General features: G+C 74.6%; 19 protein-coding genes. 9 read left to right on the top strand and 10 right to left on the bottom strand.

The window, feature by feature from the left end; all coding sequences use genetic code 11:
- The first annotated feature begins 2 nt into the window (after nucleotides 1-2).
- A complete protein-coding gene (locus ACR807_RS27610; protein WP_438924343.1) occupies nucleotides 3-1223 on the top strand; it encodes a cytochrome P450 in 1221 nt (406 codons plus the stop codon).
- Between the two features lie 68 nt (nucleotides 1224-1291).
- Here ACR807_RS27610 and ACR807_RS27605 read toward each other — a convergent pair whose 3' ends face one another.
- Nucleotides 1292-2602 carry an MFS transporter gene (locus ACR807_RS27605; protein WP_438924356.1) on the bottom strand — a complete coding sequence of 437 codons (1311 nt, stop codon included), beginning with the start codon at nucleotides 2600-2602 and terminating at the stop codon, nucleotides 1292-1294.
- Between the two features lie 335 nt (nucleotides 2603-2937).
- Between ACR807_RS27605 and ACR807_RS27600 the strand changes: the two genes are divergently transcribed.
- From ACR807_RS27600 to ACR807_RS27590, 3 genes are all read left to right on the top strand, one after another.
- Entirely contained in the window at nucleotides 2938-4788 is a 1851-nt protein-coding gene (locus tag ACR807_RS27600; protein ID WP_438924342.1) for a flavin-containing monooxygenase, read from the top strand.
- On the top strand, nucleotides 4785-6365 hold the full coding sequence (locus ACR807_RS27595; RefSeq protein ID WP_438924341.1) for a hypothetical protein: 1581 nt from the start codon (nucleotides 4785-4787) through the stop codon (nucleotides 6363-6365). Before ACR807_RS27600 ends, ACR807_RS27595 begins: the two co-directional genes overlap by 4 nt.
- A gap of 235 nt (nucleotides 6366-6600) precedes the next feature.
- Entirely contained in the window at nucleotides 6601-6831 is a 231-nt protein-coding gene (locus ACR807_RS27590) for a hypothetical protein (protein ID WP_438924340.1), read from the top strand.
- A 22-nt stretch (nucleotides 6832-6853) separates the two neighbouring features.
- Here the strand turns inward: ACR807_RS27590 and ACR807_RS27585 are convergent, their stop codons facing one another.
- The 4 genes from ACR807_RS27585 to ACR807_RS27570 form a co-directional block, all read right to left on the bottom strand.
- Nucleotides 6854-7459, bottom strand: a complete 606-nt coding sequence (locus ACR807_RS27585; RefSeq protein ID WP_438924339.1) for a DUF6292 family protein — start codon at nucleotides 7457-7459, stop codon at nucleotides 6854-6856.
- Nucleotides 7460-7515: 56 nt separating this feature from the next.
- Complete coding sequence (locus ACR807_RS27580) at nucleotides 7516-7677, bottom strand: hypothetical protein (protein ID WP_438924338.1); 162 nt, start codon at nucleotides 7675-7677, stop codon at nucleotides 7516-7518.
- A 173-nt stretch (nucleotides 7678-7850) separates the two neighbouring features.
- On the bottom strand, nucleotides 7851-8747 hold the full coding sequence (locus ACR807_RS27575) for an aminoglycoside phosphotransferase family protein (RefSeq protein ID WP_438924337.1): 897 nt from the start codon (nucleotides 8745-8747) through the stop codon (nucleotides 7851-7853).
- Nucleotides 8748-8859: 112 nt separating this feature from the next.
- Nucleotides 8860-10314 carry a DUF1996 domain-containing protein gene (locus ACR807_RS27570; protein ID WP_438924336.1) on the bottom strand — a complete coding sequence of 485 codons (1455 nt, stop codon included), beginning with the start codon at nucleotides 10312-10314 and terminating at the stop codon, nucleotides 8860-8862.
- A 399-nt stretch (nucleotides 10315-10713) separates the two neighbouring features.
- On the opposite strand from ACR807_RS27570, the gene ACR807_RS27565 reads away from it, so the two are divergent.
- Nucleotides 10714-12777 carry a dynamin family protein gene (locus ACR807_RS27565; protein WP_438924335.1) on the top strand — a complete coding sequence of 688 codons (2064 nt, stop codon included), beginning with the start codon at nucleotides 10714-10716 and terminating at the stop codon, nucleotides 12775-12777.
- A 55-nt stretch (nucleotides 12778-12832) separates the two neighbouring features.
- Here the strand turns inward: ACR807_RS27565 and ACR807_RS27560 are convergent, their stop codons facing one another.
- Complete coding sequence (locus ACR807_RS27560) at nucleotides 12833-13660, bottom strand: poly(ethylene terephthalate) hydrolase family protein (RefSeq protein ID WP_438924355.1); 828 nt, start codon at nucleotides 13658-13660, stop codon at nucleotides 12833-12835.
- A 300-nt stretch (nucleotides 13661-13960) separates the two neighbouring features.
- Here ACR807_RS27560 and ACR807_RS27555 point away from each other — a divergent pair, with 300 nt between their 5' ends.
- Complete coding sequence (locus tag ACR807_RS27555) at nucleotides 13961-16402, top strand: helix-turn-helix transcriptional regulator (RefSeq protein WP_438924334.1); 2442 nt, start codon at nucleotides 13961-13963, stop codon at nucleotides 16400-16402.
- Here the strand turns inward: ACR807_RS27555 and ACR807_RS27550 are convergent.
- The 3 genes from ACR807_RS27550 to ACR807_RS27540 are packed head-to-tail and all read right to left on the bottom strand — an operon-like array spanning nucleotide 16386 to nucleotide 18729.
- On the bottom strand, nucleotides 16386-16685 hold the full coding sequence (locus ACR807_RS27550) for a hypothetical protein (RefSeq protein ID WP_438924333.1): 300 nt from the start codon (nucleotides 16683-16685) through the stop codon (nucleotides 16386-16388). The two genes, ACR807_RS27555 and ACR807_RS27550, sit on opposite strands and share 17 nt — an antisense overlap.
- On the bottom strand, nucleotides 16682-18049 hold the full coding sequence (locus ACR807_RS27545) for a sensor histidine kinase (protein ID WP_438924332.1): 1368 nt from the start codon (nucleotides 18047-18049) through the stop codon (nucleotides 16682-16684). Before ACR807_RS27545 ends, ACR807_RS27550 begins: the two co-directional genes overlap by 4 nt.
- Nucleotides 18046-18729, bottom strand: a complete 684-nt coding sequence (locus ACR807_RS27540) for a response regulator (protein WP_438924331.1) — start codon at nucleotides 18727-18729, stop codon at nucleotides 18046-18048. The genes ACR807_RS27545 and ACR807_RS27540 overlap by 4 nt, the downstream gene beginning before the upstream one ends.
- Nucleotides 18730-18915: 186 nt before the next feature.
- On the opposite strand from ACR807_RS27540, the gene ACR807_RS27535 reads away from it, so the two are divergent.
- From ACR807_RS27535 to ACR807_RS27525, 3 genes are all read left to right on the top strand, one after another.
- Nucleotides 18916-19104, top strand: a complete 189-nt coding sequence (locus ACR807_RS27535; RefSeq protein WP_438924330.1) for a hypothetical protein — start codon at nucleotides 18916-18918, stop codon at nucleotides 19102-19104.
- Nucleotides 19105-19174: 70 nt separating this feature from the next.
- A complete protein-coding gene (locus tag ACR807_RS27530; RefSeq protein ID WP_438924329.1) occupies nucleotides 19175-19795 on the top strand; it encodes a hypothetical protein in 621 nt (206 codons plus the stop codon).
- A gap of 52 nt (nucleotides 19796-19847) precedes the next feature.
- Nucleotides 19848-20906 (top strand): amidohydrolase family protein, encoded by a 1059-nt coding sequence (locus tag ACR807_RS27525; RefSeq protein WP_438924328.1) that lies wholly within the window; start codon nucleotides 19848-19850, stop codon nucleotides 20904-20906.
- Nucleotides 20907-21020: 114 nt separating this feature from the next.
- Here the strand turns inward: ACR807_RS27525 and ACR807_RS27520 are convergent, their stop codons facing one another.
- Entirely contained in the window at nucleotides 21021-21398 is a 378-nt protein-coding gene (locus tag ACR807_RS27520) for an MmcQ/YjbR family DNA-binding protein (RefSeq protein ID WP_438924327.1), read from the bottom strand.
- Between the last annotated feature and the right edge of the window lie 357 nt (nucleotides 21399-21755).

Genomic DNA, 21755 nt, shown 5'->3' with positions numbered 1-21755 from the left:
CGGTGGGCCACGACACCGACGAACAAGCGCTGCGCTACCCCTTCACGGTCCCGGCGGCGCTCGAACCGCCCGCCGAGTGGGCGAGGCTGCGCCGCGAGTGCCCGGTCGCGCGGGTGACCCTGCCGAGCGGCGACGAGGCGACGCTCGTCACCCGCTACGACGACGTCAAGCGGGTGCTGGCCGACTCGCGCTTCACCCGGCCGATGCCCACCAACGAGGGGGCCCGCGTCTCCGAGGACGAGTCCGGCGGCGTGTTCAACAGCGAGATGGCCATCACCATCCCGCAGAGCGGCGAGGCGCACCTGCGCTGGCGGCGCCTGGTCAACCGGTGGTTCACGGTCAAGCGCATGACCGCCCTGCGGCCGGCGATCGAGGCGATGGCGGACCGGCTGGTCGACGAGCTGGTCGAGCAGGGGCGGCCCGCCGACCTCAAGGCGGGGTTCGCCTTCCCGCTGCCGGTGTGGGTCATCTGCACGATGCTCGGCGTCCCCGACTCGGACCGGCGGAAGTTCGCGTACTGGTCGGACACCCTCCTCAGCACGACCCGCTACACGCACGAGGAGATCGGCGCGGCGCAGGCGGAGTTCGTGGCGTACATGGCGGGCCACGTGGCGGCCAAGCGCGCGGAACCGGGCGACGACCTGATCGGCGAGCTGATCACCGGCACCGACGCCGAGGGCGGGACCATGCCCGACGGCGTGCTGATCGCCACCGGCATGGCCCTGCTCGTCGCCGGGCACGAGACCACCGCGAACATGATCGCGAAGATGGTGGCGGTGCTGCTGGCCGACCGGTCGCGCTGGGAGTCGCTGCTGGCCGACCCGTCCCTGGTGCGCCCGGCGGTGGAGGAGGCGCTGCGCACCGACGTCAACGCCGGGTTCGGCATGCTGCGCTACCTCCACGAGGACTTCGAGGTGGCGGACACCGTGCTGCCGGCCGGCACGACCGTGGTGTGCAGCATGGCCGCCGCGAACCGCGACGGCGCCGCGTTCGAGCGGGCCGAGGAGGTCGACCTGACCCGCAGCCCCAACCCGCACCTGTCCTTCGGCGCCGGGCCGCACTCCTGCCTGGGGCAGGCGCTGGCCCGCACCGAGCTCCAGGTCGCGCTCGACGTGCTGCTGCGCCGGCTGCCCACCCTGCGGCTGGCCGGGCCGGCGGACGAGCTGCGGCCCGTGGAAGGGCTGCTCGTCGGCGGCGTCCGGGAGCTGCCCGTCGCCTGGTGAGGGCGGTCCGGGGTGCGGGGTGCCGTGCCCCCGCACCCGAACACCCCGGGGTCAGGGTCGCCGGGGGGTCAGGGTCGCCGGGGGATCAGGGCCGCCACCGCCGCCGCGGTCAGCGCCGCGCCCGCGCCGATCGCCACGACCACCCGGAACCCGGTCGGGGACGGCACCTCGGCCGGTCCGAACGGGACGGTCAGCTCGGACAGCACCACGCCCGCGACGGCGCTGCACACCGACGTGCCGATGGACCGCATGAGCGTGTTGAGGCTGTTGGCGGCGGCGGTCTCGGACACCGGCACGGCGGACATGATCAGCGCGGGCATCGCGCCGTAGGCCAGGCCCACCCCGGCCCCGATCACGCTGGACACGGCCACGAGCTGCCACAGTTCGCTCATCAGCACCAGGTTGGCGGCGTAGCCGAAGGCGACCACCAGGGTGCCCGTGATCAGGGTGGTGCGCGGCCCCTTCGAGCGGGTGATGCGGGCGGAGACCGGCGCCATCGCCATCATCACCAGCCCGGACGGCGCCATGACCAGGCCGACGACGGACAGCGACTGCCCCAGGCCGTGACCGGTGGTGGCCGGGAGCTGGAGCAGCGTGGGCAGCACGAGCGACATGGCGAACATCGAGAAACCGAACACGGCGGAGGCGAGGTTGGTCAGCGCGACCGGCCGGCGCCCGGTGGTGCGCAGGTCCACCAGCGGGTCGCGGGTGCGCAGCTCCCACCGGCCCCACGCGAGCAGCACGACCACCGCCGTCACGACCAGGCCGATGGTCAGGCCGCTGGTCCAGCCCCACACCGAGCCCTTGGACACGGCCAGCAGCAGGCACAGCAGGACGATCGACAGGCCGATCGCGCCGACCACGTCGAAGCGACCGCCGGAGCGGACCGAGGACTCCGGCACCAGCGCCACCACCAGCGTCGCGGCGACCACGCCCAGCCCGGCGGCGACCCAGAACAGCACGTGCCAGTCGGCGTTCTCGGCGAGCAGGGTGGCCAGCGGCAGCCCCAGCGCGCCGCCCACGCCCAGCGACGCGCTCATCAGGGCCGTCGCCGAACCGAGCCGTTCGGCGGGCAGCTCGTCCCGCATGATGCTGATGCCCAGCGGGATCACGCCGGAGGACAGGCCCTGGAGCACCCGGGCCACCACGAGCGGGGCCAGGCTCGTGCTCAGCGCGGCCAGCACCGAGCCCGCCACCAGCAGCCCCAGGCAGACGAGCAGCATCCGGCGCTTGCCGTGCATGTCGCCGAGCCGGCCGGTCGTGGGGGTGGCGACGGCGGCGGCCAGCAGCGTGGCGGTGATCGCCCACGCGGTGTCGGCGGGGGTGGAGCCCAGGTAGTCCGGCAGCCGGGGGACCAGCGGGATGATGACCGTCTGCATCAGCGCCACGGTCACGCCCGAGAAGGCGAGCACGGCGACGACGGTGTTCGGCCTCCGGGTCACGACCGGTGGCGCGCCGGGCGGGTCGACGTCGGCGGTGGGTGGCGTGGACGGCACGGCGGCCTCCGGTCTGTGAGCGGGCTCGGTCCGAACAGGATTAAAGCAGGCGCTTGACTTAGAACGCTCATCGTCAGGTCACGAAGCGGGATCGCCCGATCACGCGCAGGAGCGCCACATCTTTAAGTCAGTCATTTGACTCAAACAGGCCGGCTCCGGTTAGGTGGCCACGAACCGCGACCGAGCGGTCACGCAGGACGCGCAGCAGAGAGGTGCCCATGCCCACGCCACCAACGCCGCCCGCCCGGCCCGACGACCCGCTCCCCGCCGACGCGGGGTTCGCGGCGGACCCCGGGTTCGACATCGAGGCGCTCCGCGCCAAGTACCGGGCCGAGCGCGACCGCCGCGTCCGACCCGACGGCAACGCCCAGTACCGGCGCGTCGAGGGCGAGTTCGGCTACTACGCCGACGACCCGCACGCGGACCCCGACCTCACCCGGGAACCGCTGCACGACCGGGTCGAGGTGCTGCTGGTCGGCGCCGGCTTCGGCGGCCTGCTGACCGGTGCGCGGCTGCGCCAGGCCGGCGTGCGGGACATCCGGGTGATCGACGAGGCCGGCGACTTCGGCGGCACCTGGTACTGGAACCGCTACCCCGGCATCCACTGCGACATCGAGTCGTACGTCTACCTGCCGCTGCTCGAAGAGGTCGGCTACGTCCCGAAGTGGAAGTACGCGCCGGGGGAGGAGATCCGGCGGCACGCCCAGGCCATCGCGCGGCACTTCGACCTCTACCGCGACACCTGCTTCCAGACCAGGGTGACCGACCTGCGCTGGGACGACGACGAGTCCGAGTGGGTCGTGGCCACGGACCGCGGCGACCGGATCAGGGCGCGCTACGTCGTCGTGTCCAGCGGCACGCTCAGCAAGCCCAAGCTCCCCGGCATCCCCGGCGTCGGGACGTTCGCGGGCCACACGTTCCACACCAGCCGCTGGGACTACGACTACACCGGCGGCGACGCCGGCGGCGGGCTGCACAAGCTCGCGGACAAGCGCGTCGCCCTCATCGGCACCGGCGCGACCGCCGTCCAGGTCGTGCCGCACCTGGGCCGCGACGCCGAGCACCTGTACGTCTTCCAGCGCACGCCGTCGTCGGTGGACGTCCGCGGCAACCGCCCCACCGACCCCGAGTGGGCGCGGTCGCTCACGCCCGGCTGGCAGCGCCGCCGCAGGGACAACTTCCTCCACGTCGTCTCGGGGCACCCGGTCGAGGAGGACCTGGTCTCCGACGGCTGGACCGGCAGCGCGCGCCTGCTCCAGAACCTGATCCCGAGCGACGCCTACGCCGACCTCTCGCCCGAGCAGCGCGAGCGCGTCAACGAGATCGTCGACTTCCAGAAGATGAACGAGCTGCGCGCCAGGGTGGACGCGGTCGTCGGGGACCCGGCCGTGGCCGAGCTGCTCAAGCCCTGGTACCGCTACATGTGCAAGCGGCCCACGTTCAGCGACGACTACCTGCAGACGTTCAACCGGCCGAACGTCACGCTGGTCGACACCGCCGACCACGGCGGCGTCGAGCGCGTCACCGAGAAGGCGGTGGTGGTCGGCGGCACCGAGTACGAGGTCGACTGCATCGTCTTCGCCACCGGGTTCGAGGTGGGTGTGTCCGGCGTGCTCTCCGGCCTGCTGCCGGTGCACGGCCGCGGCGGCGTGCCGCTGTTCGGGCACTGGGCGGCGGGCCCGAGGACCCTGCACGGGTTCTACAGCCACAACTTCCCCAACCTCTTCCACCTGGGGCCGCTCCAGAACGCCAGCTCGGTGAACTTCGTGCACGTCCTCGACGAGCAGGCCACGCACGTCGCCGCCGTCGTCGCCGAGGCGCGCGAGCGCGGCGCCCGGTACGTCGAGCCGAGCGCGGAGGCCGAGGACGCCTGGGTGGCGACCATCCGGGAGAAGGCCGCGGACCTGCACAGGTTCCAGGCGGAGTGCACGCCGGGCTACTACAACAACGAGGGGCAGCCGCGGCAGCGCAGCGAGTCCTTCGGCGACGGTCCCGTCGCGTTCCACGAGACGATCCGGCGCTGGCGCGCCGAGGGCGGCATGGACGACGTGCTGGTGGGTGCGGAGTGAGCAGCCGGTTCGGCGACAGCTCCCCGTCGGGCGCGCGCTGGGACGTGCGGCGGCTCACCCGGACCAACCCGCTGTGGGGCTCCAACGGGGTCGCGTTCGGGCCGGACGGGCGGCTGCACGTGGCGCAGTTCCTCGCCGGGCAGATCAGCGCCGTGGACCTCGCCTCGGGCGACGTCGAGGTGGTCGTGCCGGTGGACGGCCCGGTGCAGGCGCCGGACGACCTCGCGTTCGGCGCGGACGGCTCGGTGTACGTCACCGACCTGGTGCCCGGCCGGGTGTGGCGCCGCACGCCCGACGGGGAGTTCGACCTGGTGTCCGACCAGGTCGCCGTGCCCAACGGCATCGCCTGCGTGGGCGACCGGCTGTTCGTCAACGAGATGAAGCCGGGCGGTCGCCTGCTGGAGCTGTTCCCCGGCGGCGGCGACCCGCGCGTGCTCGCGGACGACCTGGCCATGGGCAACGCGATGCAGCTCGGCCCGGACGGCTGCCTCTACTACCCGCACATGCTGACCGGCCGGGTCTACCGGGTGCCGCTGGACGGGGGCGTGCCCGAGCTGGTCGCGGAGGACGTGCACGAGCCGGTCGCGGTGCGCTTCGACCGGGGCGGCGCGCTCGTCGTGCTGTCCCGGGGCGTGGCCGGGTTCGTGACCCGCGTCGACCTGTTCGGCAGCGGCGGGCGGTCGGTCGTGGCCACCGGCGTGGTCGGGCTGGACAACGCCGCGTTCGACGACGAGAACCGCATGTTCGTCTCCAGCTTCGCCAGCGGCGGCATCGCGGAGGTGCACCCCGACGGGCGGACCCGCGAGGTCGTGCCGCAGGGCTTCGACGGGCCGTTCGGCGTGGCCGTCGACCTCGGCGGCACGGTGTACGCGGCCGACCACTACCGGCTGGCCGGCCCGACCGGCGACGGGGGCGTGACCACGCACGAGGTGGTGATCTTCGCCCACGGCGTCGCCGCGCACGCCGGGCTGGTGCACGTCACCTCGCAGTACGGCGACGTGCGCACGCACGACCCGGTCGCGCGGACCACGCGGGTGCGGGCGACCGGGCTGGACCGCCCCACCGGCGTCGCGGTGCGCGCGGACGGCGCGCTCGTCGTCGCCGAGACGGGTGCGGGTCGGGTCGTGGTGGTCGACGGGGACGACGCGGTCACCGTCCTCGCGGACGGGCTCGACCACCCGGTGGGCGTCGCGCTCGACGACGACGGCCGCTGCTACGTCAGCGACGACCGGCTCGGGGCCGTGCTCCGGCTCGACGGCGGGGCGGCGGTGCCGGTCGCGGACGGGCTCGGCGCGCCGCAGGGCCTGGCGGTGCGCGGCGACGAGCTGCTCACCGTGGACACCGCCGGCCGCAGGCTGCTGGCGGTGGGCCTGGGGGGCGGCGACGTGCGGGTCGAGGTGGAGGACCTGGCGGTCGGCCTGCCGCCGGGCGCGACCCGCGTCGACCGCGCGCTGTTCAGCCACGGGATGCCCGGCGTGCCGGACATGTTCGCGGGCGTCGCGGTCGGGCCGGACGGCGCGGTGTACGTCGCGGCGGACGGCGAGGGCAGCGTGCTGCGCCTGTCGCCGAAGGGGTAGGGACCCGGGGGAGCCGTTCGGCCGGGCGGCTCCCCACCGTGCCCGCGGGGCGGCCGTCGTCCTGCCCCGCCGGCCCGGACGAGGTCGGTCGGAGCGCGGCAGGTGGGGTATCGTCGGGTGGCGGGGAACACCTGATGTCGGCACTCGGCCGACGCGGTCCCCGCCGAGTTCCGGCCCCGGTGATCCACCACCGACCGGAGACGGGAGCACCGGCTTGTCGCCGGATCAACCGCTCGTGGGGAACGACCCCGCCCTGCACTTCACGTCGACCGGTGAGCGTCGTCCGCCGGTGAACTTCGCCGAGGTTCGCGCCGCGGCCGACCAGGCGGAGGCGGTCCAGCGGACCCGTGCCGCGCACACGGTCGCGGACAACGCCATCGACGTCGACGACTGCCGCGAGCTGCTGTCCATGCTCGGGCTCCACTCACGGGCCGCCGCCCGGGTGGGTCGCTCGCGCGCGTTGTGACGCCCGGCGACCCGCCGGGTGGTCAGACCCCGCCCGCGTCCGCGAGCGGGAACGTCCGAAGAGGACGGTCGGGCGGCGGCCACGCGCCGCCGCGCCACTCCATGCGCTCGGCCAGGGCCGCGCGGTCCAGCCGGCGCGGCACCGCCGCGGGCGTGTTCGCCCTGCGCGCCGCGGACCCCGCCACCAGGCGGGCGACCGCCTCCGGGTGCGGCACCGGGTCGTCGCCGCCGCGCGCCAGCACGACCGGCGGCTCACCCGGGTCGGTCTCCACCCGCACCGACCAGCCCTGCCGCTCGTCCCAGACGAGCATCAGGTCGTGGTCGGGGTGCTCGGGCACCCGGTGGCCCAGCGCGAGGTACGCGGTGAGCGTGTCGGTGACCTCGAACGTCGTGCCGTCCGCCGGGACGCCGACCGCGGTGGCCACCGCGGTCACGTAGTCCCGCAGGGCGCGGGTCAGCGCGTACGTGTGGTCCGGGTCGGGCTCCGGCGCGTCGGACTCCTGCGCCTCGTCCCCGTGGGTCCCGGCGTCCGGGGTCGACCCGGTGTCCGTGTCCGGCCCGGTCCGCGTCGCCGGTTCGGCCTCGGGGGCGGTGACCGGCGCGTCGGCCTCGTCACGCGGTGCGGGCACCACGCGCAGTCGCCGGACGGGTTCGGTGGGGAGTGGCCGCGTCCTCGTCGGCTGGGTCACGCGCTGTGGCCGGCCCTCGGTGTGCCGTGCGGGGCGTCGTCCGGCTCGCGGAAGAGATCGGTGTACGCGCGCTGCGCGTCGTCGCGGGGCCCGCTGCGGTGCTGGGTCGTGTGCGACTCGGGGTGGCTGAACAGCTCGTTCGCCGCTTCTGCGGTCATGGTTGCCGACTTTCTCCGCGCCGGGCGCGAGCTCCGGGCCGAGCCTGTGCTCGGGGCGTGGAGTGCGGGACGCGACAGGATGTTCGGGTGCGCGAAGGCGCGACCTCGATGTGACCAGTCTACCCCGTCGGGGCCCGGAAGGCGCGGCGACCGTGCCGGAACGCACCGGCGCGTCACGCGCGGTCGGCGAGCACGCGGCGCACGACCCGCCGGTGGTCCTCGCCGGTCTCGTCCCGCTCCAGGGCGCCCACCAGCGAGATCAACGCCTTCCACAGCGCCCAGCCGCGCCCGCGCGCCCACGTGCCCGGGTCCAGGCCGAGCGTGCGGCGGAACGCGTCCCGCGCGTCGCCGGACAGCGTCGTCCAGGCGATCACCACGTCGCAGGCCGGGTCGCCGACACCGGACGTGCCGAAGTCGATGACGGCGGCCAGCGCGCCGTCGCGGACCAGCAGGTTGCCGGGCGCGACATCGCCGTGGAACCAGGTCGGCCGGTCCCGCCAGACCGACGCGACGGCCTCCTCCCAGGTCGCGAGCACCTCGTCGCGGGGCACCTCCGCGCCCAGCGCCTCGACCGCCGCGTCCACCTCGTCCTCGTACACCGCGACCGGGCCGCCCCGGTAGAAGTTGTGCTCGCCCGGGGCGGGGCCGTCGGTCGCGTCGACCCGCCGCAGCGCCGCCAGGAACCGCGCCAGGTCGGTCGCGAACGCCGTCGCGTCGCCGGTGCCGGCCACCGCCGCAGGCCGCCCGTCCAACCACCGGTAGACCGACCACGGGTAGGGGTAGCCGTGCCCCGGCACGCCCTGCGCCACCGGTGTCGGCACGGGCAGCGGGAGGTGCGGCGCGAGCACCGGCAGCCACCGCTGCTCCTTGGCCACCTGGAGGGCGTACCAGTCGCCGCTGGGCAGGCGCACGGTCAGCTCGTCGCCGAGCCGGAACGTGCGGTTGTCCCACCCGTTCAGCTCGACCGGCCGCACCGGCAGGCCGGCCCACGCCGGGAACTGGCCGTCCACCAACCGCCGCGCCAGGTGCTCGTCGACCTCGACCGCACCCGCGTACCCCGCGTACTTCACCCCGTGTGCCCCGATCGCGCGCGTGTCATCGACACAGCATCGACGTGCCGCCGCCGGGGGCGCACCCGATTTTCGCGGGCGCGCCCCCGGCGGCGGTGGTCGTGCCGTCCCCTCACTCGCGGCAGTTCTTGCCCCGGTTCAGGCACCAGACCAGGCGGTTCATGATCCGCTGGCTCATGACGTTCGCGAAGTCGTCGTGGTCGCTGAACGGGTTGTGGGCCTCCTGCGGGAACGAGTCGACCGCGTACTGGCCGTTGACCTGCACGTCCCTCGGGATGTCGTAGGTCAGCGAGATCCGCAGCTGCGGGATCGCCTTGAACCCGCGCGGGCACCTGCCGGTCGCCGGGTCGGCGTAGGCGACGTGGTCGCGGTGGTTGGCGCTGTCCGTGTTCTTGCCGTCCCAGCAGCCGGCGAAGTCGTGCAGGCGCTTGACCTTCGAGCCCTCCGGGCAGACCACGTAGGTCTGGAGCTGCACCTTGTCCTCGAAGCCGGTGCACGTCCACGAGGCGCGGGCGTTCTTCGGGCCGTTGGTCGACACCTTGGCGTCGCCGTAGAGGACGCGGAGGAACTTCGGCATCGCGCGGACCTTGCCGACCGGGCTGCCGCGGAAGGTCAGCTCGACCTTCTCCGGGCGCTGGATCTCGCCCAGGTTGCCGGGCAGCTCGTTGGCGTGGTCGACGTGGGCACCCGCCTGGGCGTCCGCCGGGTCCTCCTTCTCGCTGTTCTCCGAGCCGTCGCCGATGGGGGAGGGCTGGTCCGGCTGCTTGATGGCGCACGGCGCGAGCGCGCCGAAGTCCACCGGCTGCGCGCCGGGTCGGGCGACCGCCTGCGTGAGCTCGTCCAGCGCCTGCTTGCGCTGCTCGGTCAGCGGCCCCAGCACCTCCTGGTCGACGGCGGTCGAGCCGGGCAGCCGCTTCTCGGCCTCCTCGGTGACCTGCTCGACCTCGGCGAGCGCCTCGTCGATCCTGGGCTGCGCCTCCTCGGGCACCTCCTCGTCGATCTTGCTGGCCACGTCGGGGCACTGCACGCGCGGCTCTTCCTTGATCTGCTCGTCCGCGGCCTTCTGCTGCTCCTGCTGGGCCTGGGCCTGCGGGTCGACCGGGTTCTCGACCTCGGCCTCGCCCTTGTCGATGCGGACCACCGGCCAGAAGTACGTGGACTTGTCGCCGTTGCGGCACGTGGTGCCCGCCGCGACCAGGCTCTGGTTGGTCGACTCGGCGTTGGTCGACAGGTTGCCGACGTAGTCGTGCAGGTGCTGCGCGCCGTGCGCGACCCCGGGCTGCGCGATGAAGTTGTCGCTGTTGAAGTGCCCGTTCTCGTTGCGGCCGCAGTTCACCGTGAACGTGCCCCGGGACGCGCCGCGCTGCTTGTTCACCGCCTTCACGTTGGGCTGCACCGTGGTGATGTCGACGAACTTGGACTTGTCCACCGCGTCGGCGGACGCCGCGTCGTCACCACCCGTGGCCGTGATCACGACCACGGCTCCGGCGGAGACCACGAGGGCCGCGCCCAGCGTGGCGATCTTCGTCCTGCGGGAGATGCGGTGTCTCCCACCGGTCATCGTCATGTGATCTCACCTCAGTCGTCCGGCGGTGGGGACGCCATCGGCAGGCCGTCCCACGGTGGCATACGGACAGTGGTGGTGCCGCCGCTCAACCGAGTTCACGTCGTTATGCTTCCGTTATCTTCGCGGCCTGGCGAACGAGATGTCCGCGAGATAGGGGTTGCGAACGGCGTGGGCGTCCCGTACCCGGGCGCACGCCCGCCCGCCGCCGAGCGCTTCCGGGGGCGTTCGAAAAGATGTTGCGACAATGCGGGGCTGAATACCGCAGATATGCGGGCCCGGGGCCGTTCCCGGGTTCTCCGAGTAGCGTTTCCCGGTTCTCCGGGGTGACGCGGTACCCCTTTCCGGATATTTCCCGGGCAACTCCTGTACCCGCTTCCCGGTCGGCGGTATACAGCGGGCATGAACGACCTCGTCCGCTGCCAGGCGGAGCTGCGCGAAGTGCTCGACCGGCTGTCGGTGTGGCTCGCGGACACGGCGTCCCTCGACGACCCCGCCCCCGACCCCGGCGCCGCCGACGACCTCGCGGCCGACGTCGAGCTCGTCGCGACGCTGCGCACCCGCGCCGCGTCCAGCCTGATCAACCTGGCGCTGGTGGGGCACTTCTCGTCGGGCAAGAGCTTCCTGCTCAGCGGGCTCCAGCAGCGGCTGGACTACACGCCGGTCGTCAACGACCTCGGCGACACCGCCGACAAGTACACGGGCCTGCTGCCGTCGGCCTCGGAGCCGACCTCCGCGTGCCCGGCGACGGTCATCCCGGTCGACCGCCCGAGCCTGGCCGAACGGGGCGTCCTGCGCGTCCGGTTCACCGATTCCGACGCGTGGGAGGAGATCGGCAGCGAACCCATCCCCGCCGTCGTCGCGGCGTACTGCACCGAGGACCCGGAACTGATCGTGGAGGGCCGCAAGCGGCAGCACCAGCACCGGACCGTCGCGGAGGTGGAGATCCTGGTGCACGACGTGCCGCTGCCCGCGAAGCTCTACGACCTGCCCGGCGCGTTCTCGCCGAACCCGGTGCACGACGAGATCCTGCGCGCGGCCATCGTGGAGGCCGACTGCTTCCTCTACGTGAGCCAGGCGACCACCACCCTGTCGAACGCCGAGCTCGGTTTGATCAAATCGCTCTACGACCAGCACACCTATTCCGGCAAGAAGGTGATCTGGGTGCTCACCGGTATCGACCGCGCCGGGGACCTCGGCCGCGGCGACCGCCCGAAGTGGGAGCACACCGCGAAGCACGACGACGAATACCTCCGGGAGAACTTCCGGCGCTCGACCGGGGAACCCGACGAGCGGTTCATCGGTCGCGGGTTCATCGGGGTGTCGCCCGCCCTCCAGGCGCGGGGGGAGTGGCAGATCCGCAACGGCGAACACGCCAGGGGGAACCGGCTGATCGCCGCGAGCCGGATGAACGAACTGCGCCGGCTGATCGGCGAGGTGGTCGAGGGCACCACCGGCGCCACGCACCTCGCGCAGGTCGCGGGCGAGGCCCTGGGCGTGGTCGCACCGCACTTCCGCGCGGTGGGCGACCGGCTCCAGACGGCCCGCACGCCCCTGGCGAAGCTCCAGGCGCGCAAGGACGAGCTGGTGCCCCGGCTCCAGGCGCTCGACCTGGCGATCGACTCGATCCGGGAGCAGCTGGGCAAGCAGCTCGCCTCCCGCGCCCGCGCGGTGAAGCCCGCCTTCGCGGGCCTGGCCCCCAGCCTGCACGAGGCGCTGGACCACGTCATCCGCTCGACCGACCTGATGAACACCAAGGAGGCCAACCGGGTCGAGGTGCTCAAGACCCAGGCGATCCAGGACTGGGTCGTGCGCCCCGGCGGACCGGTGGACGCGTGGAACCGCGAGATGTCGGCCTTCATCGACCGGACGCGGCTCGCGGTGAGGACCGGGCTGCGGGACAGCTACGCCTCGGGGCAGTTCGACCTGACCCAGGAGAAGATCGACCTCAACCGCCTCGACATCCCGTCCTCGCCGCGGTACCGGGCCGGCGCCCAGGACGTCGTCGGCAGGGCCGCGGCCGTCGTCGGCACGGTCACGCCGGTCGGCGCGGGCGTGGCGGCGGCCCTCGGCATCGTCACCGGGCCGCTGCTGCTGATCCCCGCCGGGGTCGCGGTCGGCGCCGGCCTGCTGTACGCGGCACTGCGCCACCGCCGCTACCGGTCCAGCTCGATGGACCTGCTGCACAACGAGTGGATCGCCGAGCTGGACGGCTCGGCCACCCGGTACGAGGACTCGTTCCTGGCGGTCGTGGACATCACCGGGACCGCGGTCATCGACCGCGCCGAGGCCATCCTGCGCGAGCGCAGCAACGAGTTGGCGAACGAGATCGTGCGCATCGAGCGGTCCATCGACGACCCGGAGAACCTGCACCGCAAGGACGTGGTCGAGGTCCTCGAACCGCACGTCGCGCGCGGGAGCGCGATCATGACGACGCTGGACCGCCTGAGCGGCCTCGGCAGGTGACCGGGCGGCGGAGCGGCTCCTGCCCGGAGGCCGCTCCGCCGGTCTCGCGCCCCGGTCAGGAGTGGGGGCAGGTGTCGCGGTACTCCTCGATCAGGGTGCTGCGGCCCGGGGCCGGGCACAGGAACTGCTCGTAGCGGGTGTCGTCGTCGACGAACCGCTTGAGCCACGAGACGCTGTACTTCGCCACGGTCGTGTTCGACGACGTCGGGGCCGAGTGGCTCGCGCCGTTCAGCTCCAGGTACGCCTTGTCCGGGGCGCTCGTGAGGCTGGTGTAGAACGGCTCGGAGTGCGACGACACCGGTGCCACGGTGTCGCTCTCCGCGCCGATGACCATGGTCGGCACGCGGACCGCGGACCAGGACTTCGTGCCGTGCCACGGGGCCAGCGGGATCGCCGCCTGCAACGTCGGCCGGGTGCGGCTCGCGGCCAGGGAACCACCGCCGCCCATCGAGTGCCCCATGACCGACAGCCGGGTGGCGTCGACCCTCGTGCGGACCGAGCTGGTCCGGGTCAGGTAGTCCAGCGCCGCCAGCAGCTGGGTGCCGCGGCTGTCCGGCTGGTCGAGCGTGGAGAGGGTGTCGATGGTGATCACCACGAAGCCCTGGGACGCCAGGCGCGGGCCGAGCCACGACACGCTCGACTGGGACGCGGTGAAGCCGGGGGAGATGGCCACCGCGCCGAACGTGCCCTCGGCGGTGCTCGTCGGGTAGTAGATCGTGCCGCCGCCGAACCCGGTCGCGGAGGACCGGGCGACGGTGGTGGTCGCCGTGGCGAACGGGCCCCGTGACGCCTCGATGCTCGCCGTGGTGGGCGCCGGGCCCCGCTCGTAGGGGTTGGCGGCGGCTTGGGCGGGGGCCTGGAGACCGGTCAGCACCAGGGCCATCGCCGGGATCGCGTAGATCACGCTGCGGAGTCGCACTGTGTGGAACACCTCGCTCGTGCAGGGATGCAGGGGGCTTGCGCAGGGGGTCTTGCACAGGGGGGGTCTTGCACGGGTCTTGCGGCGGCGGGGCGGGGCGCTTACGACCCTCGGGCACCCGGGCGGGCGCACGCATCGGCACACCTGCCAGTCCCCGGACCCCGGGACCGCAACACCGGCGTGCCGGCTATCGGTGCATCCACCGCGCGCACACCGTTCGGTCGGCCCCTACCGCCGCCGCGCGGCATCTGGCAGAAAGGGAGGATGCTGCGCGGACGGGACCGGCAGCGCGTCGCCGTGGACGCGGTGCTCGACCACGCCCGGGCGGGCCGCGGCGGCGTGCTCGTGCTGCACGGCGAGGCGGGGTCGGGCCGGACGTCGCTGCTGCGCGCGGCGCGGCGGGCGGCCACCGACTTCACCCCCGACTCGCGGCGCACGCTGCTCTGCGTGGACGACGCGCACCGCCTCGACCTGGGCTGGCTGCTGGAGGTGCTGCCCGAGCTGGAGGACGAGCCGGTCGCGGTGCTCGTCGCCGCCGACCGGCCGCTGCCCGGCCTGCCCGGCGTCGAGGTCGACCCGCTGGACCACGCCACGAGCGTCCGCGTGCTGCGCGACCTGCTGCCCGGCCTGCCCGGCGAGCTGGCCGACGACGTGGCCCGCGCGTCGGGCGGCAACCCGCTGGCGCTGGTCGAGCTGGCCCGGTCGCTGACCAGCGCCCAGCTCGGGGGCGCCGAGCCGCCACCGGACGTGCTGCCGCCGGGCAGCACCTCCCGCGCCCGGCTGCGCGCCCGCCTCGACGCCCTGTCCCCGGACGCGCGGCGCGCGCTGGGCCTGGCGCTGGTCGACGACGAGCTGGACGTGGAGACCCTCGTGCGGCTGCCCGACCTGCCCGTCGCGGCGGTGCAGGAGGCCGCGGGGCTGATGGACCCGCGACCGCTCGTGCGGTCGACGCTGGTCGCCGAACTGCCGCTGGCCGAGCGCTACGCGGCGCACGCGACGCTCGCCGAGTCGCTGCCCGACGGGCCGCGCCGGACGTGGCACCGGGCGGTGCTCGTGCCCGGCCCCCGGGACGAGCAGGCCGACGTGCTGGCCGAGGCCGCGGCGCGGGCGCGCTGCCGGGGCGACTTCGCCGCCGCCGCCCGCGACCACCAGCGCGCCGCCACCCTGACCACCGCGCCGGACGTCCGCGCGCGCCGCCTGCTGTCCGCCGCCGCCGACCACTGGCGGCGCGGCCTGCCGCACCGCTCCCGGGCGATCCTGCGGGAGGCGCTGCCGCTGTCCGACCACGCCGAGCCGCGGGCGCTGGCCGACCTGGTGCGCGGCGGGATCGAGGTCGGCAACGGGCTGCCCGACGTGGCCGCCCGACGGCTGCTGCTCGCCGCCGGGGAGCTCGTCGGCGCGAACCGGGGCCTCGCCGTCACCGCCCTGGGGTTCGCGGGCGAGGCCGCGGCCATCGCGGGCGACCACGCGCTGCACGCCGAGATCGCCGACCTGGCCGCCGCGTGGCGCACCGCCGACGAGCCGGCGGAGTCCAGGCTCACGCTCGACCACCTGGTCGGCACCGCCGCCAGCTACGCCGGGCGGCACGACGAGGCGCTGCCCGCGCTGCGCTCGGTCGTGGAGCTGGCCGAGCGCCTGACCGACGCCAAGTCGAAGATCTGGGGCGGGCACGCGGCCTACGTGCTCGGCGACGCGGCCCGCGCCCACGCCCTCGCCGACCGGGGCGTCACGGCGGCCCGCGAGAGCGGCCTGACGACCCTCGTGCCGTGGGCGCTGACCTACCGCGCGCTGGCCGCGCTCATGGTGGACCAGCACGAGCTGGCGCTGACCGCCGCGTTCGAGGGCGTGCACGCCGCGACCGCCGCCGGGCAGCACAACGCGGTCGCCGACCACCTGATGGTGCTGGCCCTGCTCGCCGCCCTGCGCGGTGACGCCGACACCGCCCTGCACCGCATCGACGCCGCCGCCGACCAGGTCCGGCAGCGCGGCCTCGGCCGGTCCGGCACCGTCGGCGCGTGGGCGTCCACGTGCGTCGACCTGACCCGCGACCGCCCGGCGGACGCGCTGCGCCGGCTGCGGACGGCGTCCGTGCGGGGCGTGCACGCGGGCATCCGCGCCCTGGCCGCGCCGGACATCGTGGAGGCCGCCGTCCGCAGTGGACACCCCGACACGGCCGACCGCGCCCTGCACCGCTACGAGAAGTGGGCCCGCAGCACGGGGACCGCGGCCCGCGTGGCGATGTCCCACCGCTGCCGCGCGCTGATCTCCGACGGCCCCGGCGCCGACGAGCACTTCACCGAGGCCATCCGGCTGCACCAGCTCGGCGGCACCCCGCTGGAGCTGGCCAAGACGGAGCTGTTCTACGCCAACCGCCTGCGCCGCAACCGCAAACCCCGCCAGGCGCGCGAACTGCTGCACGACGCCGTTCAGCACTTCGAGCGCTACGAGGCGGACCACTGGGCCGACCGGGCGCGGGCCGAGCTGCGCGCCACCGGCGAGCCGGCCGACGGGCCCGGCGGCGCGCGGAGCGCCGACCTGACCCCGCAGCAGCGCCAGATAGCGCACCTCGTGGCGGAGGGCGCCACCAACCGCGAGGTCGCCGAACGCCTGTTCCTCAGCAGGCGCACCGTGGAGCACCACCTGCGCAACATCTTCACCCGCCTGGACATCCGGTCGCGGGTGGAGCTGGTCAAGTTCCTCGACTGACGCCGGCCGGGGGCGGCTGAACCGGGGTGGTCGTCGTGGTGGTCCCGGTGCCGGAGGTCCCGCCGGTGGTGGTCCCGCCGGTCGTGGTCCCGCCGGTGGTGGTCCCGCCGGTCGTGGTCCCGCGCGCGGGGGTCGTGGTCGTCGGCTCGGGCAACTGGGTCACGGTGGGCGTGGGCACCGGGTTCGCGGTCGAGGTGACCAGCGGCTGCGGCTCGTCCTGCGCGGTCACCCCGCACCCCGCCAGCACGGCGGCGAGCACCGCGCACAGCGCCACCGGCCTCACCGCTCCGCCTCCGGGATCTCCACCACGAACCGCGCTCCGCCGCCGGGCCGCTCGACCACGTGCACGGTGCCGCCGTGCCGCTGCACGTGCTGCGCCACCAGCGCCAACCCGAGGCCGCTGCCGGTGTCCGCCCCGCGCGACCCCGCCCGCGTGCCCCGGTCGAACCGCTCGAAGATCCGCGTCCGCGCGTCCGGCGCCACGCCCGGCCCCGCGTCGTCCACCTCCAGCACCGCCCGCCCGCCGCGCCGCAGCACGGCCACCCGCACCGCGCCGCCCGCGTGCCGCTCCGCGTTGTCCACCAGGTTGCTCACCACCCGGTCCAGCCGGCGGCGGTCGCCCAGCACGTGCGGCCCGGGCGAGGTCACCTCCAGCGGCACCGGCCCGCCCGGCCGGGCCGCCAGCACGTTCACCACCAGCGTCGCCAGGTCGATCGCCTCCAGCGTCGGGTCGTCCTCCTGGTCGGCCCGCGAGATCTCCAGCAGGTCCACCACCATCCGCGCGAACCGGTCCACCTCGGACGTCAGCAGGTCCACCGCGCGGCCCGCCGTGCCCGGGATCTCCGCGCGCCTGCGGCGCAGCACCTCCGACGCGTTCACCATCGTCGTCAACGGCGAGCGCAGCTCGTGGCTGACGTCGCCCGCGAACCGCGCGTCCCGCAGCACCCGCCGCTCCAGCGCGTCCGCGGTCGAGTTGAACGTCACCGCCAGCGGCATCAGGTCCGGGTCCGCCTGCTCCGGCAGCCGCGCCTTGAGGTCGCCGCCCGCGATCCGCGACGCGGCGTCCGTCAGCTGGGTCAGCGGCCGCAGCGCCCGCCGACCCGCCCACGACCCGAGCCCCACGCCCAGCAGGCCGCTGGCCACCGTCGCCGCCACGAGCACCGCGCTGAGGAAGCGGAACGTGCGGTCGAGCTGCACCATCGGCGCCACCTCCACGTACACGCCCTCCGCGTGCGCGATCGGCAGCGTCACCGCGTACACCGGCATGTCCCCGACGACCAGCCGCTGCCCGGCGGGCACGCCCGCGCGGCCCAGGTCCAGCAGTTCGCGCGGCAGCTCCGCCGGGTCGACCTGCCTGCCACCGGTGAGCACCTGCCCCGGGCGGAACAGCAGGATCGTCGTGTCCGGCCCGGCGGTGAGGCCCTTGAGCAGCTCGTCCAGCCCGGCCGACCCGGCCCGCAGCGACTCGTCGACCAGCCGCACGTCCACCTCGGCCTGCCGCACCGCGCTCTGCTCGCGCTGCCGCAGCATGTACCCCGAGGCCAGGTTCCACACCACCAGCGCCAGCACGCTCGTCATCAGCAGCGACCCGACGCCCAGCACCACCGCGACCCGCCAGCGCAGCGAGAACCGGTGCGCCCGGCTCACGCCTCCACGTCCAAGCGGTACCCCGCCCCGCGCACGGTCACCACCAGCGCCGGTTCGTCGGGGTTGTGCTCGACCTTGCGCCGCAGCCGCCGGACGTGCACGTCGAGCAGCCGCGTGTCGCCGAAGTAGTCGTAGCCCCACACCCGCTGGAGCAGCTGCTCGCGGGTCACGATCCGGCCCGCGGCCGTGGCCAGCTCCACCAGCAGCCGGAACTCGGTGCGCGTCAGGTGCACCTCGACGCCCGCCCGGTGCACCGAGCCCACGTCCGGGCGCACCTCCAGGTCGCCCACCCGCAGCACCTCGTCCTGCCGCCCCGGCCCGCGCCGCCGCAGCAGGGCGCGGATGCGCGCGGCCAGCACGCTCGCCACCAGCGGTTTGGTCACGTAGTCGTCGGCGCCCGCCTCCAGGCCCGCGATCACGTCGGCGGCGTCCGCGCGCGCCGTCACCACGATGATCGGCAGGTCGCCGCGCGCCCGCAGCGTGCGGCACACCTCCAGGCCGTCCACGCCGGGCAGCACCAGGTCGAGCAGCACCACGTCCGGTTCGTCCTCGGCGAGCAGCGCGAGCGCGTCCTCGCCGGACACCGCCTCGCGCACCTCGAAGCCCTCGTCGCCGAGGGCGAGCCCCAGCGCCTGCCTGATGTGCTCGTCGTCCTCGACCAGCAGAACGGAGAAGTCCATGACGCCGCCGATCCTCCACCACCGGACCCCCGCGCGCAGCGATCGCAAGGTGATCGCAAGGTTCCGGGACGCCCTTTTCAGCCGGACCGGGGACGGCCGGCGTCGACAATCGGTGGGCCCCGGGGCCGCACCGGTGCCGCCGACCCGCGCCCGCACCGCCCACCGAGAAAGCCGACCCGACCCGCCGTGACCGCGATCCCCGCCCCGCAGGACCCCCGCGAACTGCTCCTGATCTGCGACGACTGCGGTCGAGCCCACCGCGACGAGGAGCCGGCCACGACCTGGGACGCGCTGTGGGTGCAGGCCCTCCGGGCGGGCTGGCGCGGCCGGGACCGGGCCATCGGGCCGCACCACTGCCGTCACTGCACCGGGTGATCACCGGAACCGCCGGCCACCCCCGCGCCGAACCCGTGGTGCCGGTCCGCCGGACGACGGGAGGTTCGAGGTGAACGGTCGCCCCAGGTGCGGTCGTCGGACGACGACGGGCGCGCCCTGTCAGGCCCTGGTGCGCTACTCCGCGCCGCTGGACGCCCACGCGCCCGCGTGCAAGGCGCACCTGACCGCGCGCGAGCTGGAGGCGCTGACCGCCGAACCGCTGTGGTCGGTGGAGGGGCAGGTGGGGTGGCTGCTGCGCACCGGGACCGCCGAACCGCTCGCCGCCACGGTCATCGCCCGCCGCCTGCGCCTCCAGACGCCACCCGTCGTGGCCGCCCTGCGGCGGCTGCGCGAGTGTGGCGAGGCCCGTGTGCTGCGCCGTGACGACCACGACGCGTGGGCGACGCCGGAGGTGGTGGTTCGGTGCCTCGCCGAGCTGGCCGCCGAGCGGGAGCGGGCCGAGGCCGCGCGCGCCGTGGCGGCCCGCCGCGCCGCCGCCGTCGACCAGGCCGTGGAGCAGCTCGCCCGCCACCTGCGCGAGGTGTGCGCGGGGCGGTCCGTGGACGTGCGGGTCGTGGGGGAGGAGTCCCCGACGCGCTCGCTCGTGCTGTCCGTGGAGGACCCGGCGGCGGCGCGGTGGCTGCTGGCCACCCTGGCGTCGGCAGACGGGGCGGCCCTGCGCCTGCCGTAGCCGGCCGATCGGCTTGCGGTGGGTGGCGCGGGACCGGTAGAGCTGGTGGGTGGTGATCAGGATTCGCGGGTGGGCGCTCCCGCACGGCGAGCACGTGGACCTCTACGCCGACGGCGACCGGTGGACGACCGACCCGGTGCCGGGCGTGGCGCCGGTGGCCGAGGGGTGGCTGGTGCCGGGGCTGGTCGACGCGCACACCCACCCCGGCGCGGAGGCGCCCGGCGAACCGCTCGACGACGACCTGCTGCGCGAGCACCTGCGGCAGCACGTGCGGGCCGGGGTGACGGCGATCCGCTCACCCGGTCTCGCGGGCGAGCCGCCGCCGTGGTTCGGCGTGGACCCGGACGTGCCGCGGGCCTGGCACGCCGGTCCGTGGCTGGTGCAGCACGGGCAGTTCTTCGACGGGTGGGGCCGGCGCGTCGACCACGCGGACCTGCCCGCGGTCGCCGCCGCGCAGGCCGCGCGCACCGGGTGGGCGAAGGTCGTGGCGGACTGGGGCGTCGACGACGACCCGGTGCCCGCCGACGTGATGGCGGCGGTGGTGGCGGCGGTGCACGCGGTGGGCGGGCGGCTCGCCGTGCACACCCAGCACGCGGCGGGCGGTGCGGCGGCGGTGGCCGCGGGCGTGGACTCCGTGGAGCACGGCCTGTGCCTGGACCCCGACCTGCTGCACGACATGGCGGCGCGGGGCACGGCGCTCACCCCGACCCTGTCGGCCTTCAACGACATCCTGACCACCGTCGTCGACAAGCCGGAGGGCCCGCGCAAGCGCTGGTTCGTCGACGGTGCGACCGCGCACGCCCCGCTCGTCGCCGCGGCCGCCGAGGCGGGCGTGCTCGTGCTGGCGGGGACCGACTCGGCGACGCACGGCCGCGTCGCCGACGAGGTGCTGGCCCTGGCCGCCGCGGGCGTGCGCCCCCACGCGGCCCTCGCCGCCGCGTCCTGGTCGGCCCGCGCCTACCTGGGCCTGCCGGGCCTGGAACCGGGCGCGCCCGCCGACGCCGCCGTCTACGCGCAGGACCCGCGCACCGACCTCCGCGCCCTGGCCCACCCCACCGCCGTGGTCCTCCGGGGCCGCCTCGTCCACCCCGGCTTACCTACCCGCGAGTGAAGAACTCAGGGGTCCTGAACGTTGGACTCACCCGTCCTGAGCGTTGGACTCACCGGTCTTGAGCGTTGGACTCGCGGGTCTTGAGCGTTGGACTCTCGGGGCTGGGTGGTGGGCTCAGGGGGCGGGGAGGAGGGTGTTGGGCGGGCGCTCGGCCCAGTCGGGCACCTCGGCCACCAGGTCGTCCGGTGCGGACAGCCGCCACGCCTCGAAGACCAGTTCGGACAGTTCGTCCAGCTCGACGCCGTCCAGGCGCACCACGACCCAGCCGAACCCGCCCGAGGTGAACTGCTCCTCGAACACGTCGGGCCGCTCGGCCACCAGCGCCCGCTGCTCGGACAGCGTCTGCTTGAGACCGACGGTCCGCGTGCGCGGCCAGTAGTAGCCGAACCGCTTGCCGCGCACGGAGAACGACGTGTACTGGTCGCCGACCGACCGCTCCACGTCGACGAGCGCGTCCACGACCTCGAAGAACTCCCCATCACGCACAGACACCGCAGCCCCCGGTCAGTTCCAGGCCCAGGAGTATAGGGCGGTGCACGGCGGGCTAGGTTGATCGCCTCCCACTCGCGGAAGTACCGCCGTTCGGATGTATCCAGAGCACGATCGGCGTATCCGGACAGTCGTGTGAACCGTTCCGGGTCACCGTACGTGTGGGAGGCATACACCGATGAACGTCGCGAAGGGGTCGGCCCGGGCATGAGCAGCGCAGAGCACAACGGTGCGGAGCGGACGAAGCTGATCAGGATGCCTCAGCGCGTCGAACGGCAGCAGGGCCGAACCCCGATCCAGGCCCCGGCGCCGGTCCAGGCCGCGGTCCCGGCCGCGCCGGCCGCCGACTGGGCGACCGGC

The sequence above is a fragment of the Saccharothrix sabaoui genome, from assembly GCF_051756985.1.
Lineage (GTDB): Bacteria > Actinomycetota > Actinomycetes > Mycobacteriales > Pseudonocardiaceae > Actinosynnema.
This window is presented reverse-complemented; position numbering and strand designations above follow the sequence as displayed.